General features: G+C 70.8%; 16 protein-coding genes. 12 read left to right on the forward strand and 4 right to left on the reverse strand.

The features are described 5' to 3' along the window. Positions 1–35 precede the first annotated feature (35 nt). Entirely contained in the window at positions 36–488 is a 453-nt protein-coding gene (gene sufU / locus ACFOYW_RS12990) for a Fe-S cluster assembly sulfur transfer protein SufU (protein WP_390229477.1), read from the forward strand. 25 nt (positions 489–513) lie between these two features. On the opposite strand, the gene ACFOYW_RS12995 is transcribed toward sufU, so the two are convergent. Further along, the gene (locus ACFOYW_RS12995) at positions 514–927 is read right to left on the reverse strand and encodes a molybdenum cofactor biosynthesis protein MoaE (protein ID WP_390229669.1); all 414 of its coding nucleotides are present in this window, start codon (positions 925–927) and stop codon (positions 514–516) included. A 33-nt stretch (positions 928–960) separates the two neighbouring features. On the opposite strand from ACFOYW_RS12995, the gene moaA reads away from it, so the two are divergent. Both moaA and ACFOYW_RS13005 read left to right on the forward strand, forming a co-directional pair. Further along, entirely contained in the window at positions 961–2,028 is a 1,068-nt protein-coding gene (gene moaA / locus ACFOYW_RS13000; protein ID WP_390229479.1) for a GTP 3',8-cyclase MoaA, read from the forward strand. After that, positions 2,021–2,356, forward strand: a complete 336-nt coding sequence (locus tag ACFOYW_RS13005; RefSeq protein ID WP_390229481.1) for a MoaD/ThiS family protein — start codon at positions 2,021–2,023, stop codon at positions 2,354–2,356. The genes moaA and ACFOYW_RS13005 overlap by 8 nt, the downstream gene beginning before the upstream one ends. A gap of 91 nt (positions 2,357–2,447) precedes the next feature. Here the strand turns inward: ACFOYW_RS13005 and ACFOYW_RS13010 are convergent, their stop codons facing one another. Together ACFOYW_RS13010 and ACFOYW_RS13015 are read right to left on the reverse strand one after the other, a co-directional pair. Then, entirely contained in the window at positions 2,448–3,698 is a 1,251-nt protein-coding gene (locus ACFOYW_RS13010) for a ThiF family adenylyltransferase (protein ID WP_390229483.1), read from the reverse strand. A gap of 131 nt (positions 3,699–3,829) precedes the next feature. Next, a complete protein-coding gene (locus ACFOYW_RS13015) occupies positions 3,830–4,822 on the reverse strand; it encodes a LysR family transcriptional regulator (RefSeq protein WP_390229485.1) in 993 nt (330 codons plus the stop codon). A gap of 133 nt (positions 4,823–4,955) precedes the next feature. On the opposite strand from ACFOYW_RS13015, the gene ACFOYW_RS13020 reads away from it, so the two are divergent. The 9 genes from ACFOYW_RS13020 to ACFOYW_RS13060 all read left to right on the forward strand — a co-directional run bounded on the left by ACFOYW_RS13020 (position 4,956) and on the right by ACFOYW_RS13060 (position 14,380). Continuing rightward, a complete protein-coding gene (locus tag ACFOYW_RS13020) occupies positions 4,956–5,831 on the forward strand; it encodes an FAD binding domain-containing protein (RefSeq protein WP_390229487.1) in 876 nt (291 codons plus the stop codon). Positions 5,832–5,906: 75 nt separating this feature from the next. After that, a complete protein-coding gene (locus ACFOYW_RS13025; RefSeq protein ID WP_390229489.1) occupies positions 5,907–6,431 on the forward strand; it encodes a (2Fe-2S)-binding protein in 525 nt (174 codons plus the stop codon). After that, positions 6,428–8,914, forward strand: coding sequence for an aerobic carbon-monoxide dehydrogenase large subunit (locus ACFOYW_RS13030; protein ID WP_390229491.1), 2,487 nt, complete (start codon positions 6,428–6,430; stop codon positions 8,912–8,914). Before ACFOYW_RS13025 ends, ACFOYW_RS13030 begins: the two co-directional genes overlap by 4 nt. Then, positions 8,915–9,820, forward strand: a complete 906-nt coding sequence (locus ACFOYW_RS13035; protein ID WP_390229493.1) for an XdhC family protein — start codon at positions 8,915–8,917, stop codon at positions 9,818–9,820. Next, a complete protein-coding gene (locus ACFOYW_RS13040) occupies positions 9,807–10,406 on the forward strand; it encodes a nucleotidyltransferase family protein (RefSeq protein WP_390229495.1) in 600 nt (199 codons plus the stop codon). Before ACFOYW_RS13035 ends, ACFOYW_RS13040 begins: the two co-directional genes overlap by 14 nt. Beyond that, entirely contained in the window at positions 10,403–11,296 is an 894-nt protein-coding gene (locus ACFOYW_RS13045) for an AAA family ATPase (RefSeq protein ID WP_390229497.1), read from the forward strand. The genes ACFOYW_RS13040 and ACFOYW_RS13045 overlap by 4 nt, the downstream gene beginning before the upstream one ends. A gap of 7 nt (positions 11,297–11,303) precedes the next feature. Continuing rightward, entirely contained in the window at positions 11,304–12,566 is a 1,263-nt protein-coding gene (locus ACFOYW_RS13050) for a vWA domain-containing protein (protein WP_390229499.1), read from the forward strand. Then, entirely contained in the window at positions 12,566–13,204 is a 639-nt protein-coding gene (locus tag ACFOYW_RS13055; RefSeq protein ID WP_390229501.1) for an SRPBCC family protein, read from the forward strand. The genes ACFOYW_RS13050 and ACFOYW_RS13055 overlap by 1 nt, the downstream gene beginning before the upstream one ends. 6 nt (positions 13,205–13,210) lie before the next feature. Continuing rightward, positions 13,211–14,380 (forward strand): XdhC family protein, encoded by a 1,170-nt coding sequence (locus ACFOYW_RS13060; RefSeq protein WP_390229503.1) that lies wholly within the window; start codon positions 13,211–13,213, stop codon positions 14,378–14,380. On the opposite strand, the gene ACFOYW_RS13065 is transcribed toward ACFOYW_RS13060, so the two are convergent. Further along, a complete protein-coding gene (locus tag ACFOYW_RS13065; RefSeq protein ID WP_390229505.1) occupies positions 14,377–16,848 on the reverse strand; it encodes an ATP-dependent DNA ligase in 2,472 nt (823 codons plus the stop codon). The two genes, ACFOYW_RS13060 and ACFOYW_RS13065, sit on opposite strands and share 4 nt — an antisense overlap. Positions 16,849–16,908: the final 60 nt, after the last annotated feature.

The following is a 16,908-nucleotide window of genomic DNA, read 5'->3' on the forward strand; positions in this document are numbered from 1 at the left end:
ATATTTGCGCACGCGCGGCGTAGCGTAGACACACTGTGAGCGACGACCTCGAAGACCTGTACCGCGAGACGATCATGGATCACGCGCGCACCCCGCATCACTTCGGGTTGCGCGATGGAGCCGCCGCGGAATCGCACCAGCTGAACCCCACCTGTGGCGATGAGGTCACCGTTCGGGTCCATCTCAACGACGCGGGGGATCGCATCGAGGCGCTCAGCTGGGAGGGCCACGGGTGCGCGATCTCTCAGGCATCCGCATCGTTGCTCTCTGACCTCGTCGACGAGCTCGAGCCTGCCGACCTGCGCAGCCGCGTCGACGAGTTCCGCGAGATGATGCGTTCCCGCGGCACCATCGAGGGTGACGAGGAACGGCTCGGAGACGCGGTCGTGCTGCAGGGCGCGTCGCGCTACATCGCGCGGGTCAAGTGCGCGATGCTCTCGTGGGTCGCCGTCGAGGACGCGCTCGCGAAGCTGCCGCAGGCGGCATAGCGCGGCATAGCGCGCCACTGCCGGCTCAGAGCCCGACCCACTCCGAGACCCCGTCGTCGAAGCGCTGTCGCTTCCAGATCGGCACGCGCTGCTTGATCAGCTCGACGAGTTCGGCGCACGCCGCGAACGCCTCACGACGGTGGGGCGCGGCGACCGCTGCGACGAGCGCGGTGTCACCGACCTCGAGCGCGCCCACACGGTGGATCGCCGCCACGCGAAGGCCGGTCGAGGCCGCGACCTCGCGGCAGCATTCGGCGAGGAATCGCTCCGCGTCGGGGTGGGCCTCGTACTCGAGCGCGCTGACCGGGCGACCGCCGTCGTGATCGCGCACGACGCCCGCGAATGTGACGATCGCGCCGTTGACGGATGCCTGCACGAACGCCTCGACCGCCGCCGTCGAGATCGGCTCGGCGCTCACGCTGGCGAGGATCTGCACCATGCGACGATACGTCACCGGGGTTATCGTGACGCAATGACCTCGATCGCGCTGGGCATTCCGCAGCTTCGGCGCGACCCTCGCGCCGATCCGCCGGCCGACGATCGGCCCGACGTTCCTGAGTTGGTGGATCGCTTCGGGCGCATCGCGCGGGATCTGCGCGTCTCGGTCACCGAGCGCTGTTCGCTGCGCTGCACGTACTGCATGCCCGAGCAGGGGTTGCCGCCCATCGACCGGGACGATCTGCTGCGGCCCGACGAGATCGGTCGGGTCGTCGGCGTTGCCGTGCGCGAACTCGGTGTGCGCGAGGTGCGCTTCACCGGCGGTGAGCCGCTCATGCGTCACGACCTCGCCGAGATCATCGGCGCGAGCCGTGCGGCGGCGCCCGACGCCGACCTGTCGATCACGACGAACGGCATCGGCCTCGACCACCGGCTGCCCGCGTTGTTGGCTGCCGGGCTGGACCGCGTGAACATCTCACTCGACACGGTGAACCCTGAGCACTTCGCGCGGCTCACCCGGCGCGATCGCCTCGATTCCGTGCTGGCGGGCATCCGTGCCGCGAAAGCCGCGGGAATCACGCCGCTCAAGCTGAACGCCGTCATGATGCGCGAGACGCTGGCGGATGCCCCCCAACTGCTCGCCTGGGCGATCGAGCACGGCGCTCAACTGCGGTTCATCGAGCAGATGCCGCTCGACGCCGACCACAACTGGGCGCGTGACCACATGGTCACCGCGGCCGAGCTGATCGCGGTGCTCGGTGAGCACTTCGACCTCGCGGAAGTGGGCCGCGACGACCCCGCGTCCCCCGCCGAGGAGTGGCTCGTCGACGGCGGCCCCGCCACGCTCGGCATCATCGCGTCCGTCACGCGCACCTTCTGCGATGCCTGCGACCGCACGCGGATCACCGCTGAGGGCACGGTGCGTTCGTGCCTGTTCGGCGACGATGAGACCGACTTGCGCGCGCTGCTGCGCGAGGGGGCGACGGATGCTCGGATCGCCCGTCGCTGGCGCGCCGCCATGTGGAACAAGCAATCCGGGCACGGCATCTCGCTGCCGGGATTCGCGGCGCCGCTCCGGTCGATGGGGGCGATCGGTGGCTGAGGCGCAGGACGTCGCCGAGACCGGGCGGGCTGGTAGGACCGGGCACGCTGGTGAGGTGCAGGACGTCGCTGCGGCGACGTCGGTGCGGGTGGCCGTGCGGTACTTCGCCGCGGCGACCGAGGCGACTGGACGCGAGGGCGAGTCGCTCGAACTGCTCGCGCCGGCGACGCTCGGCGCCGTTCAGGATGCCCTGCTCGAGCGCTACGGCGAGCCGATGGAGCGCATTCTGCGGTCCGGCTCGTTCCTCGTCGGCGGCGTCGTGCGCCGCGGGCGTGACATTCCCGTGTCGGGCACGGTCGACGTGCTGCCGCCCTTCGCCGGCGGGTGAGAGTTCAGCAGCAGTCAGCCGCGATCAGCCGCGATCAGCGGCAGACAGGGTTCAGCAGCAACCGGCAGCGATCAGCAGCAGCCCGCAGCGATCAGTACCGCGGCACCACCGGGTCGATCTCGCGCGACCACGCGTCGATGCCGCCTGCGAGCGAGCTGACATTCTCGAAGTCGATCGAGCGGAGCATGTCGCGGGCGTGCGCCGAGCGGACCCCGGCGTGGCAGTAGAGCACCGTCGGCGCCGCCGGGTCGAGCTCGCTCCAGCGGGCCGGCAGCTGGCCGAGCGGGATCAGCACTGCGCCGTCGAGCGACGCGATGTCCGCCTCCCACTGCTCGCGCACGTCGACGAGCTGAATCGGCTCGCCCGCTGCGCGGAGCGCCGCCAGTGCCGCCGGGCTGATCTCCGCCGGCGCGGCTTCGTCATGGCCGCCGGCCGAGTTGCTGCCGGCCGAGTTGCCGCCGGGCGAGTTGACCGAGTTGGGCGAGTTGACCGAGTTGACCGAGTCGGGCGAGTTGGGTTCGGTGGGGGACGTCATCGTTGCAGCATCCGTTTCTCGTGAGTTCGGTGTGGCGGGCGGCAGTCCGCAGAAGTCGTCGTAGTCGATGAGCCGGGTCACCGGCATCCGTTCGGGGTCTCGGCCGTATTCGAGCTCGCGGAACGAGCCCTCGCGGGCGTCGTACGCGACCACGCGCCCGAGCAGCGGCCGGCCGATGCCCGTGATCAGCTTGACCGCCTCGCTCACGAGCAGCCCGCCGACGACGGTGCAGACCGACGGAAGCACGCCGGCCTCCGCGCAGGAGGGCACGGTGCCCGGCTCGGGCGGAACGGGGAAGAGATCGCGGTAGCTCGGCCCCTCGGCGTACCACGACACGCCCGCCTGGCCGCCGAACTGGTGCAGGGCGCCCCACACCACGGGGATGCCGCTGAGCGTCGCCGCATCGTCGACCAGGTACCGGGTCGGGAAATTGTCGCTGCCGTCGATGACCAGGTCGTAGCCGGCGAACAGGCCCAGCGCATTCGCCGAGTCGAGCCGATCGAGGTGCACTCGCACGCTGACGTCGGCGTTGAGCTCACGCAGTCGCGCCGCGGCGCGCGCAGCCTTGGGAGCGCCGACGTCGGAGACCGAGTACAGCGTCTGGCGGTGCAGGTTCGTCGTGTCGACCACGTCGTCGTCGGCGATCCCGATCGTGCCGATGCCCATCGCCGCGAGCTGCGGCAGCACCGCGCACCCGAGGCCGCCTGCGCCGATGACGAGCACGCGCGCCGCACCGAGCGCGCTCTGCCCGGCGGACCCGAAGCCGGGCAGCATCAGCTGTCGGGAGTATCGCGCGAGACCTGGCATCACTCGATTCTCACACTGCGTGTCTCACTGCGGTCGCACTGCGTGCCTCACGCAGTGCGCCTCACGCAGTGCGCCTCACGCAGTGCGCCTCGCGCCGTGCGTCTCACACCGCGCGGCAGATCGACTCAGCGTCAGCTCCACAGTGCGACGTGAAATTTGTTGCCCCGGCGGGAGAGACCGCGCGACCCCGTCGGCGACACCATCGCGGTCGTCGCCTCGGCGTTCGTGACGAAGCGCTGAAGCATGCGCGCCTCGGTGCTCGCGCGACCTCCGTCGAGGGTGGTCGCCCACCACAGACCCGCGATCGGTGTGCCCGCGACGGGAAGGCGCACCAGCTCGGACGCGGCCCCGTCGACGGCGCCCGGCTCGGCGAGGCGACCGACGGTGTGGCGCAGGGCGAGCATGACCCCCTCGCCGCCGGCGACCGTGGCGAGGGCATCCGTCTCGCTCGTCAGCTCGACGATCTCGGGCAGCGCGGGCAGCTGGCCGAACCAGCGGCCCTCCTCCGTCGACGGCTCGAAGCTCCCCGGCCCCGCGAACCAGGGCACCGACAGGAGCCGGCGCAGCGGCACCGGCCCCGGCTGCGCGGCGAACGGATGCCTGCGCGAGGCGACCATGACCCGCTGGTACTTGAAGAACGGCACCAGCTCGAGCCCGGCGCTCACGGCCCGGGCCGGCCGTGCGCCGAGCGCGATGTCGTACGCCCGTTCGCGCAGCAGCGTCGGGATGTCCTCGGCACCCTCGACGATCACGTCGACCGTGTCGGGCGGCACCCACTTGCCGAACAGGTCGAAGACGCGGCCGGCCGCGTGCTCGGCGAACGCGGCGGTCGCGAGCACGCGCAGTTCGAGGTCCGACGCGGCGGCGTGCGCGACGTCGCGGCGGGTCGCCTCCGCGAGCCCGACCATCTCGCCGGCGCGCTCCGCGAGGGCGCGGCCGCCGGGCGTGAGTGTGATGCCGGACGAGGTGCGCGTGAACAGCTGATCGCCGAGTTCGACCCGCAGGGCGGCGACCGCAGCGGACACCGCGGGCTCGCTCACGCCGAGCACGGCCGCGGCGCCGCGCAGCGACCCGTGCCGTGCGACCAGCGCAAATGTGCGCAACTGGCCCAGCGTCATCGCCATTGCTGATAACCCTTCGCTTATCACGATGTTGACACCCCGAAACCTCGGGGGCAACGTTGCCGACGGCGAACCAGGTGGTGGTCCGCGCGCAGTGTTGCGGGGCAAGCGGCGCTGCTTGGGAAAGGGGGCCGCCATGCAGATCTCGGCGCCGTTCGACTACGCACGAGCGCAGAGCGTCGATGATGCGCTCGCGCTGCTCACCCGCTACGGCGAGGATGCGCGGCTGATCGCGGGCGGTCACAGCCTGCTGCCGATGATGAAGCTCCGGCTCGCTCGGCCCGAGTGGCTGATCGACATCAACGAGCTGCAGGAGCTGGACTTCATCCGCCGCGACGGCGATCGGCTCGTCATCGGTGCGCTCACCCGCCACAACACACTGCTCGAGTCGGACGAGGCTCGCACGCTCTTCCCGATCATCGGTGAGGCCGAGCGCTTCGTCGCCGACCCCGTGGTGCGCAACCGGGGCACGATCGGCGGGTCGCTCTGCCAGGCTGACCCGGCCGAGGACCTCTCGACCGTCTGCACAGTGCTCGGCGCCGAGGCGGTCGTGCACAGCGCGAGCGGCGACCGGGTCATCCAGATGGCGGACTTCACCCGCGGCCCGTACGAGACCGCGGTCGAGTTCAACGAGATGCTGACGGAGGTGCGCATCCCGATCCGTCCGCGCTCGTCGAGCGCGTACGAGAAGGTCGAGCGACGCGTCGGCGACTGGGCGGTCACGGCCGCGGGCGCCGCGGTGACGGTCGCGGAGGACGGCACCCTCGCTGATGTCGGGATCGGCCTGACCGCGGTCGGGCTCGAAGGCAGGGCGACGGATGCCGAGAACGACCTGCGGGGGGAGCAGCCGACTGACGAGCTCATCGCCGCCGCCGGCCGGGCCGCCGCCGCCGCGTGCGAGCCGATGAGCGACCAGCGCGGCTCGGAGGAGTACAAGCGGCATCTCGCCGATGTGCTCACGCAGCGGGTGCTGAAGCGCGCCATCGCGCGGGCGCAGGAAGTCCAGGAGTAGAGCAGGTTCTGAAGTGCGCTCTCGGGCGAGCACAGGGCGCCCAGAAAGCGGCGTCCAGGAAGAGGAGATACGACGATGCACGTGACGATGACGGTCAATGGCGACGAGATCGAGCGCGACATCGAGCCGCGCACGCTGCTCGTGCACTTCCTGCGCGAAGAGCTCGGCATGACGGGAACGCACTGGGGCTGCGACACCTCGAACTGCGGCACGTGCGTGGTGCAGCTCGACGGCAAGCCCGTCAAATCGTGCACCGTGCTCGCGGCGATGGCCGACGGGCACAGCGTGCGCACGGTCGAGGGGCTCGAGCAGGGCGGCCGGCTCGACCCGATCCAGCAGGGCTTCATGGAGGAGCACGGCCTGCAGTGCGGATTCTGCACCCCGGGCATGATGCTCACGACGCGCGCGCTGCTCGACAAGAATCCGAACCCGACCGAGCGGGAGATCCGTGAGGCGATCTCGGGCCAGATCTGCCGGTGCACCGGCTACGCCACGATCGTGCGCGCGGTGCAGTGGGCCGCGGACCACCCCGCTGCGGCGGCGGAACCGGACGGAGCGGATGCTGAGACCACGCTCGAGACGGAAGGAGCACAGGCATGACCATCGTCGATGAGCCGAAGACAGGCAGCACAGGTGACGGGCACGGCGATGGGCATGGCGGTCACGGCGGTCACGGCGACCTCGCAGGCTACGAGCACGGGCGCGAGCACGAGCACAACCCGGGTGCCGCCGACAGCGACCGCCCGATCGGCTTCGGCCGCCTGCAGCGCAAGGAGGACCCGCGGTTCGTGCGCGGGCAGGGCAACTACACCGACGACGTCGTGCTGCCGGGCATGCTGCACGGCGCGATCCTGCGCGCGCCGGTCGCGCACGCCCGCATCGTCTCGATCGACACGAGCGAGGCACTGGCGCGCCCCGGCGTGCGCGCCGTCATCACGGGCAAGGACCTCGAGCCTCTGAAGCTCGCCTGGATCCCGACGCTGTCGTACGACGTGCAGGCCGTTCTCGCGACCGACAAGGTGCGCTTCCAGGGGCAGGAGGTGGCCTTCGTCATCGCGGACGACCGCTACGCGGCCCGCGATGCGCTCGAATCGATCGACGTCGAGTACGACATTCTCGATCCGCTCGTCGACGCGCGGCACGCGCTGGATGCCGATGTGCCCGTCATCCGTGACGACCTCGAGGGACGCACCGACAACCACATCGCCGACTGGGAGTGCGGCGACGCGGCGGCGACGCAGGCGGTCTTCGACAAAGCCGAGGTCGTCGTGTCGCAGGAGATCGTCTACCCGCGCGTGCACCCCGCACCGATGGAGACCTGCGGCGCGGTCGCCGACTTCAACCCCGTCTCAGGTGAGCTCACGCTGTACGAGACGAGCCAGGCCCCGCACGCGCACCGCACGATCATCGCCATGGTCGCGGGCATCCCCGAGCACAAGATCCACCTGATCTCGCCCGACATCGGCGGCGGCTTCGGGAACAAGGTCGGCATCTACCCCGGGTACGTGCTCGCGATCGTCGGGTCGATCGTCACGGGGCATCCCGTCAAGTGGATGGAGGACCGCTCCGAGAACCTGATGTCGACCTCGTTCGCGCGCGACTACATCATGCAGGGCGAGATCGCGGCGACGAAGGATGGCAAGCTGCTCGGCCTGCGCGCGAACGTGCTCGCCGACCACGGCGCGTTCAACGGCACGGCGCAGCCGACGAAGTATCCGGCCGGATTCTTCAACCTGTTCCCGGGCAGCTACACCTGGGAGTCGGTGTACGGCAAGGTGACGTCGGTCTACACGAACAAGGCACCGGGCGGCGTCGCGTATGCGTGTTCGTTCCGGGTCACTGAGGCGAGCTACTTCGTCGAGCGGATGGTCGACCGCCTGGCCATCGAGTTGAACATGGACCCGGCCGAGCTCAGGCTCAAGAACTTCATCGCGCCGAGCCAGTTCCCCTACGACAACAAGGCGGGTTTCGAGTACGACTCGGGCGAGTACGAGAAGACCATGCACCACGCGATGAAGCTCATCGGCTATGACGAGCTGCGCCGCGAGCAGGCCGAGAAGCGGGCGCGCGGGGAGCTGATGGGCATCGGCATCTCGTTCTTCACCGAGGGCGTCGGTGCGGGGCCGCGCAAGCACATGGACATCCTCGGCCTCGGCATGGCCGATGGTGCCGAACTGCGGGTGCACCCCACCGGCAAGGCCGTGGTGCGCATCTCGGTGCAGTCCCAGGGGCAGGCGCATGAGACGACCTTCGCGCAGATCGTTGCGGAGGAGATCGGGATTCCGCCCGAGGACATCGATGTGGTCCACGGCGACACCGACCGCACACCCTTCGGCCTCGGCACCTACGGCAGCCGCTCGACACCCGTGAGCGGCGCCGCGGTCGCGCTCGTCACCCGCAAGGTGCGCGACAAGGCGCGCCTGATCGCCGCCGCGATGCTCGAGACCCGACCCGAGGACCTCGAGTGGGAGAAGGGCCGCTGGTTCGTCAAGGGCGACCCGAGCGCGGGCAAGACGATCCAGGAGATCGCGCTCGCGGCACACGGCACCATGCAGCTGCCCGAGGGGGTCGACGGGAATCTCGACGCCGAGGTGACCTACGACCCGCCGAACCTCACCTACCCGTACGGTGCGTACTTCTGCGTCACCGACATCGACAAGGACACCGGCAAGGTGACGGTGCGTCGCTTCCTCGCGGTGGACGACTGCGGCACCCGCATCAACCCGATGGTCATCGAGGGGCAGGTGCACGGCGGCCTCACCGACGGGGTCGGCATGGCGCTCATGGAGATCATCGAGTTCGATTCCGACGGCAACAACCTCGGCGGGTCGTTCATGGACTACCTCATCCCGACCGCGATGGAGGTGCCCGACTGGGAGACCGGGTACACCGTGACGCCGTCGCCGCATCACCCGATCGGCGCGAAGGGCATCGGCGAGTCGGCCACCGTCGGATCGCCCGCGGCGATCGTCAACTCGGTCATCGACGCCTTGCGGCCGACGGGAGTCACCGGCATCGACATGCCCTGCACCCCGGCGCGGGTCTGGGATGCGATGCAGGGTCACGCGAAGGCGCCGATCTAGATGACCGCGGCCCCTGCTGTGACGAACAAGGAGCGCGAGCTCGCCGGGCAGCGCCAGGCGTATGTGCGCGCGACCGTCGTGCGCACGCAGCACCCGACGAGCGCGCGCGCCGGCGACGTCGCGGTCATCGACGCGCTCGGGGCGATGACCGGATTCGTCGGCGGAAACTGCGTCGAGGCATCCGTTCGCGAATTCAGCCTGCACGCCCTCGAGAGCGGCGAGCCGCTGCTGCTGCAGGTGCGCCCGGGCGATGTCGGGCGCACCGAGCTCGAGGGTGCCGTCGAGGTGCACAACCCGTGCCTCTCCGGCGGCTCCATCGACGTGTTCCTCGAACCGGTGCTGCCGGTGGCGCACGTGGTCGTCGTCGGCGGCACGCCCGTCGCGCAGGCCCTGGCGAAGCTCGGCGCCGATGTCGGCTTCGAGATGGAACTGGTCGACGGCGAGGAGTGGCGACCGGGCGAGACGGATGCCGCTGTCATCGTCGCCTCGCACGGACGCGGCGAGGAACCCGCGCTGGAGCGCGCGCTCATCGCCGGCATCCCGTACATCGGACTCGTCGCGAGCGCCAAGCGCGGTCCCGCCGTCGTCGCGTCGCTCAACGTGCCCGACGAGCTGCGCCCGCGCGTCCACACACCGGCGGGCCTGCGGCTCGGAGGCTCGGCGCCGGCCGAGATCGCGCTCGGGGTGCTCGCGCAACTCGTGCAGATCCGTGCCACCGCGGGGGAGGGCGCCGTCGCTGAATCTGGCAGCGGGCCCACCACCGCCATCGACCCCGTCTGCCACATGACGGTGGTCGCGGCCGACCCCACGCCGCACGCCGACGTCGAGGGCACGACCGTGTGGTTCTGCTCCGACGGGTGCAAGTCCGCCTTCGTGACCGATCCGAGCGCCTATGCCGCGGCCTGAGGCGCGCTTCGCGGCACTGGTGCTGGCGGCAGGCGGCTCGTCCCGCCTCGGCAGCCCGAAGCAGTTGCTGCCCTACGGCGACGGGCTGCTGCTCGACGCCGTGCTCGATCTCGCCCGCGGCTTCCCGTTCGAGCAGCGCGTGCTCGCGCTCGGCGGCTATGCCGACGAGGTGCGCGACCGGGTGGATACGACCGGCTTCGACGTCGTGATCAATGAGGAGTACACGAGCGGCTGCTCATCGTCGATCTCGGCCGCCATTGGGGCGGTACGCGACGACATCGACGGCGTGGTGATGCTGCTCGGCGACCAGCCCGGGGTGCGACGCGAGACGATCGCCGAGGTGCTCGCCGGGCGCGGCAACGCGCCGATCGCGGTGACGCGCTACGACGACGGCATCGGGCATCCGTTCGTGCTGGCCCGCTCGACGTTTCCCGCCGTGGCCCTGCTGCGCGGCGACCGCGGTGTGTGGAAGCTCATCGACCGGCTCGGCACGGCGGTCGCACGGGTGCGCGTCGCGGGGCCGGTGCCGCGGGACGTCGACACGCTCGCCGACTACGAGGCGTTGCAGCGGGCGGCGTCCTCGTGAACGCCGCAGCGCCCCTTGTGGCCGACCCGGCCGCGCTCGCCGCAGGCCTGGAGCGCAGCGGGTACCTCGCAGACGAGGGTCTGCTGACGGCGCTGTTCCTGGCGGTACGGATGCGTCAGCCGCTGCTCCTCGAAGGCGAGGCCGGCGTCGGCAAGACCGAGGCCGCGAAGGCGCTCGCCGAACTGCTCGACACCCCGCTCTACCGCCTGCAGTGCTACGAGGGGATCGACGCGGGCGAGGCGCTGTACGAGTGGAACTATCAGCGGCAGCTGCTCGCGATCCGCCTCGCCGAGACCCGCGAGACGCCGCTCGGCGATGACGACCTGTTCACCCGCGACTACCTCTTGCAGCGGCCGCTGCTGCAGGCGATCGAGCACCCCGGCCCGCGCCCGGCGGTGCTGCTGCTCGACGAGATCGACCGGGCCGATGCCGAGTTCGAGGCGTTCACCTTCGAGGCGCTGGCCGAGGCATCCGTCACCGTGCCGGAACTCGGCACGATCCGGGCGACCGAGCGGCCGATCGTGATCCTCACCTCGAACCGCACGCGCGAGCTGCACGATGCGCTCACGCGCCGCTGCCTCTACCACTGGATCGACTTCCCCGCGCCTGCCCGCGTGCTCGACATCGTGCGCCGGCGCGTGCCCGGGGCGTCCGAGCCGCTCGTCGTGCAGACAGCCACGGCGATCACCCGGCTGCGCTCGCTCGACCTCGTGAAGCCGCCGGGTGTCGCCGAGCTGATCGACTGGGTCTCGGCGTTCACGGTCCTCGGCGTGAACCGGCTCGACGCCGAGTCGGTTGCGCTCACGTGGGGCGCTGTCGTGAAGAACCGCGACGATCTGGAGACGGTCGGCGCGCGCGGTGCCGAGTGGCTGGTGACAACGGATGCCTGAGCCCCGGATGCCTGAGCCACGGCTGCCTGAGCCGCCAACGCTCGGGTCGCGAACGTCTGTACGCGAGGACACGCGCGCCTTCGCCGTCGACACCGCCGCATTCGCCGCGGCGTTCTCGGGCGCGCTGCGCCGAGCGGGCCTCGCCGGGACCCCCGACCGCGCTGCGTGGCTGGTCGAGGCGCTTCGGCTCATCCCGCCGCGCACCCGCAGCGAACTGTACTGGGCGAGCCGGGCCGTGTTCGTCACCTCGCACGATCAGCTTCCCGTCTTCGACGCGCTGTTCGACACCGTCTTCGGCGGTGCGATCGACGTCAGCGACTCTCGAGGCGATCCGAACGCCCCGAGCGCCGACACGGTGCGCCGCCGCGCGGCCGCCGACTGGCGGCCGCCGGCACCGCCCTCAGGTGCGCCCGCGAACGGCCCCACGCCGCCCGCGCTGCCCGGATCCGGTGACGGCGCCGATGACCGCGAGACGACCGATGCCGTGCTGCTCGCGAGCAGCAGGGAGGAGCGGTTGCACGAGACGGCCTTCACCGCGCTCGACGCGGACGAGCTCGCCCGCATCCGTCGCCTGGCCGCCGCGCTCGCGCTCGCGACGCCGCTGCGGCCCGGTCGCCGCCCGCAGCGCTCGCCGCGCTCGCGCGATCGCCTCGACCTGCGGCGGACGGTCCGCGCCGCGCGCCGCACCGGCGGCGATGCCGTGCGTCTGCTGCACAGCGAGCCCCGCCCGCGCCCGCGACGCCTCGTGGTCCTCTGCGACGTGTCCGCGTCGATGGAGCCGTACACCGAGGTGTTCCTCTCATTCATGCAGGCGGCGGTCGTGACGAGCCACGCCGAGGCCTTCGTGTTCGCGACGCGCCTCACGCGCCTCACCCGGCAGCTCGCGGTGCGCGACCCCGACCGGGGCCTCGAGCGCGCGGGCGCCGGTGCCAGGGACTGGGCGGGCGGTACGCGCCTCGCCGACGGCATCCGCTCCTTCATCGACGAGTACGGCAGGCGCGGCATCGCGAGAGGCGCGATCGTCGTCATCGTCTCCGACGGCTGGGCGCAAGACGACCCGGCCGAGATCGGCAGGCAGATGGCGCGCCTCACTCGTCTCGCCCATCGCATCGTGTGGGTGAATCCACGCAAGGCGCAGCCGGGCTATCAGCCGCTGGTCGGCGGGATGGCGGCGGCGCTGCCCTATTGCGACGCGTTCGTGAGCGGCCATAGCTTCGCCGCGCTCCGCGAGCTGGTCGCGGTGATCGCAGAGGAAAGGACACATTACTGATGGATCTCGACAGCAGCTTCAGCGTCAACGCGCCGATCGAGGAGGTGTGGGCGACGGTGATGGACGTCGAGCGCGTCGCCGGCGCCGTTCCCGGGGCCGAGCTCACCGAGAAGCTCTCCGATACCTCTTATAAGGGCGTGGTCAAGGTGAAGGTCGGCCCGCTCACCATGCAGTACCGCGGGCAGATCGAGCTCGTGTCCCGCGACGACGTGAACCACGTCGCCACCTTCAAGGGCAAAGGCCAGGAGAAGGCGGGTCAGGGCACGGCCGAGGGCACCGCGACCGTGACGCTGACCCAGGCCGAGGCTGAGGCTGGAGCAGCGGGTGCGGGTGCGGGCGCGGGCGGGGCCGAGGGTGCGGCCGGCGTTGTGACGACCGGCGTCGTGCACGGCGACCTGAAGCTGTCGGGCAAGGCGGCGGCCATGGGCAAGGGCGTCATCAACACGGTCTCGCAGCAGATCATGAAGGTGTTCGCCGGCAACCTGCAGGACATGCTCTCGGGCGATGGCGGTGCGGGAGGCGCGGGTGGCGCAGGAGGCGCGGGCGCCGGTAACAACGGCAAGGGCAACGCGCTGAACGGGGCGTCACTGATGGCCGGTGCGATCGGCTCGATGTTCCACCGGGAGAAGAAGGACTGAGCCGCCATGCGTGATGTCCTCGATCCGCTGCTGCGGGCCTGGCGGGCGGGCGAGACCGCCGGCCTCGTCACGGTCGTGCGCACCTTCCAGTCGGCGCCACGCGACCCGGGTGCCGCCATGCTCGTCACGGCCGACGGAACCGCATCGGGCTCGGTGTCGGGCGGCTGCGTCGAGGGCGCCGTCTATGAGCTGGCGACGGATGCCATCGCCGGGGCGCCGCCGATCCTCGAGCGCTATGGGGTGAGCGACGACGACGCCTTCGCGGTGGGCCTCAGCTGCGGCGGCATCATCGACGTGTTCGTCGAGGCGGTCTCTCGTGAGGACTACCCCGAGCTGGAATCCATCGCCGCCGACGTCGCGGCCGATCTGCCCGTCGCCGTCGCGACCGTGATCGAGCACCCCGACCCGGCGTGGCTCGGTCGCCGGCTGATCGTGCGGCCGGACTCGGCCGAGGGCAGTCTCGGCTCGCCCCTCGCCGACCTGCGTGTCGCCGAGGACGTGCGCGGGCTGCTCGCGCAGGGTCGCACCGAGACGCTCGGCTTCGGCCCGGACGGCGAGCGCATGGGCTCGGGAATGCGGGTCTTCGTGAACAGCTTCGCGCCCGCCCCGCGCATGCTCGTCTTCGGCGCGATCGACTTCGCCTCGGCCCTCGCGCGGCTCGGCACCTACCTCGGCTACCGCGTCACGGTCTGCGACGCGCGGCCCGTGTTCGCGACGCCCGCGCGCTTCCCCGAGGTCGATCAGGTCGTCGTCGACTGGCCCGCCCGCTACCTGCAGGGCGAGATCGACGCCGGTCGCATCGACAAGCGCACCATCATCTGCGTGATGACCCACGACCCGAAGTTCGACGTGCCGTTGCTCACCGCTGCGCTGCGCGGCCCCGAGGTCGCGTATATCGGGGCCATGGGGTCGCGGCGCACGCATGAGGATCGCGAGCAGCGGCTGCGGGAGGCCGGCCTCACCGACGCCGAACTCGCGCGCGTCAGCAGCCCGATCGGCCTCGATCTCGGTGCGCACACGCCGGAGGAGACCGCCGTCTCGATCGCCGCGCAGGTCATCGCGCTGCGCTGGGGCGGTTCGGGCGATGCGCTCGCCGAGGCATCCGGCCCGATCCACCGTCGCGCGGCGGCGGCTGCCGCAACGGCCACTACGGCGGCAGGCGCGCGCGGCGCCTAGACCTCCCGCACGACCTCGTCCGGTGACTTGTCGGGGCGCAGGCCCCGCCACGAGGGCTGGCGCAGTCGGCCGTCGCGCGTCCACTCGGCGAACTCGACCTCACCCACGAGCGAGGGCGTCAGCCAGTGCGCGTCCCTCGCGTCGGCGCGTGGGACATCGATGAGAGCGGATGTCTTGCGCTCCTGCTTCTTCGCCAGCTTCGACAGCTCGTCGAGCGCCCGGTCGTTGAACCCGGTGCCGACGCGACCCACGTACTGCAGCCCGTCGTCGCCCGGGATCCCGAGCAGCAGCGACCCGACCGTGCCCGCGCGTCGGCCGTTGCCCGGGCGCCAGCCGGCGACCACGACCTCCTGAGTGCGATGCAGCTTCACCTTGAGCCACGCCTCCGACCGCCGGCCGACCCGATACGGCGCACTGCGGTCCTTGACCATGATCCCTTCGAGGCGCAGTTCTCGTGCTCGGTCGAGGCCCTCCGAGACCGTGCCGTCGAACGCGGGCGGAACGAGCACCTCGCCTTCCGAGCGCACGGTGTCCTCAAGCATCCGACGCCGCGCCTCGTAGTCGCGGTCGGTCACGTCCTCGCCGTCGAGCTCGAGCACGTCGAAGAGCATGAACTTGACCGGCACCCCCTTCGCCGCCTTCGCGACGTCGGCGGGCTTCGTGAGCCGCATGCGCTGCTGCAGCAGGCCGAAGTCGGGCAGGCCCCGCTTGTCGACGCCGATCACCTCGCCGTCGAGCACGATGTCGTGACCGTCCGTGCGATCGGCGAGCTCGGCGAGCTCGGGATACGTCGTCGTGATGTCGATGCCGTTGCGGCTCACGAGTCTCGTCTTGCCGTCGCGGACGTACGCGAGCACGCGCACGCCGTCCCACTTCATCTCGACGGCGGCGTCGCTCCCGTCGCCGACCTTCGCCTCCGAGCTGAGCGTCGCGAGCATCGGCGTGTACTCCTTTGGCCGATGTGCGCCCCTCGGCTTCTTCGTGCTGTCGGGTTCCGTGCGCGCCTCCGTGCGCGTCTCCGTATGCGGCTCAGGGTGTGTCTCAGTGTGTGTCTCAGTGTGCGTCTCAGTGCGCATGCGGTGAATCAGCCAGTTCTTCTCGTCGTCGCCCTGCTTCGTCCGGATCAGCGCCACCTTGACCGGCTCACCGCCGAGCCCGCCGTTCTTCTGGCCGTGCAGCGTCGCGATGACCTCGCTGTCGCGGAACTTCTCGGCCTCATACTCGCCGTGATCCCAGATGTCGACGTGGCCCGCTCCGTACTCGCCCTTGGGAATGTCGCCGGAGAATCCGCCGTATTCGAGCGGGTGGTCCTCGACGTGCACCGCGAGGTGGTTCTTCTCGCCGGGCCCCGGCACTCCCTTCGGCAGGGCCCAGCTGACGAGCACGCCGGCGTGCTCGAGGCGGAAGTCGTAGTGCAGGTTCCGGGCCGCGTGCTTCTGAATGACGAACGATCGCCCGGAACCCGAGTCGGGCGCGTCGGCCGGCACCGGCTCGGGCGTCTTGCCGGCGTCGCGCATGCTGCGGTACTTCGCGAGCCGGTCGAGCTCGGCGTCGTCCGCGCTCTGCGGCTTCGCGGGCATCAGAGGCTCTGCCGCGTCGCCGCGCTTCTTCAGGATCTTGAGCACTTCGCCGATCTCGACCTGCCGCAGGCGGCCCGAGGTGATCTCGCGCCACGTGCGCGGCATCGCGACGAAGGGCCGCGACCGGCCTCGCAGCGAGTACGGCGTCACCGTGGTCTTCGACGCGTTGTTCTGGCTCCAGTCGACCATGACCTTGCCGCGGCGGTCGGCCTTGCGCATGGTGCTGATGACGAGGTCCGGGTGGTCGGCCTCGAGTGAGCGGGCCAGCTCGTGCGCGACCTGCGACACCTCGTCGGACGTCGACGTGCCGTCGAGCCGCGCGTAGAGGTGGATGCCCTTGCTGCCGCTCGTGACCGGAACCGCCTCGAGCCCCATGTCGTCCAGCACGGCGCGCACGAGCTTCGCCACCTCGACGCACTCCGGCAGCCCGACGCCGTCGCCCGGGTCGAGGTCGAGCACCATGCGGTCGGGGTGGCCGGGCTCACCGGCATCCGTGAATCGCCACTGCGGCACGTGCAGCTCGAGTGACGCGATCTGCGCGAGCCAGGTCAGAGTGGCGACGTCGTTGAGCAGCGGGTAGGAGTTGTCGTGCTGCTTGTGGTGGATCGTCTGGCGCGCGACCCAGTCGGGCGTGGAGTCGTCGAGGTCCTTCTGGAAGAAGACCATGCCGGGCTTCTCGTCGGTGCCGACGCCGTTCACCCAGCGCTTGCGCGTCACGGGGCGCCCGGCCGCATAGGGGAGCAGGTAGGGCGCCACCGCCGTGTAGTAGCTGATCACGTCGCCTTTGGTGGTGCCCGTCTCGGGGTACATGACCTTGTCGAGGTTGCTCAGCGTCAGGCGGTGGCCCTCGATCTGGACGATCTGCTCGTTCGACTTCCTGCTCGCCATTGCCGCAGGCTAGGCAGCGCATTCGCCGGGCCACCAGGGCTTGACGCGCGGCGGTGGCGC

This window comes from Gryllotalpicola reticulitermitis (genome assembly GCF_042651345.1).
Taxonomy (GTDB): Bacteria; Actinomycetota; Actinomycetes; order Actinomycetales; family Microbacteriaceae; genus Gryllotalpicola; species Gryllotalpicola reticulitermitis.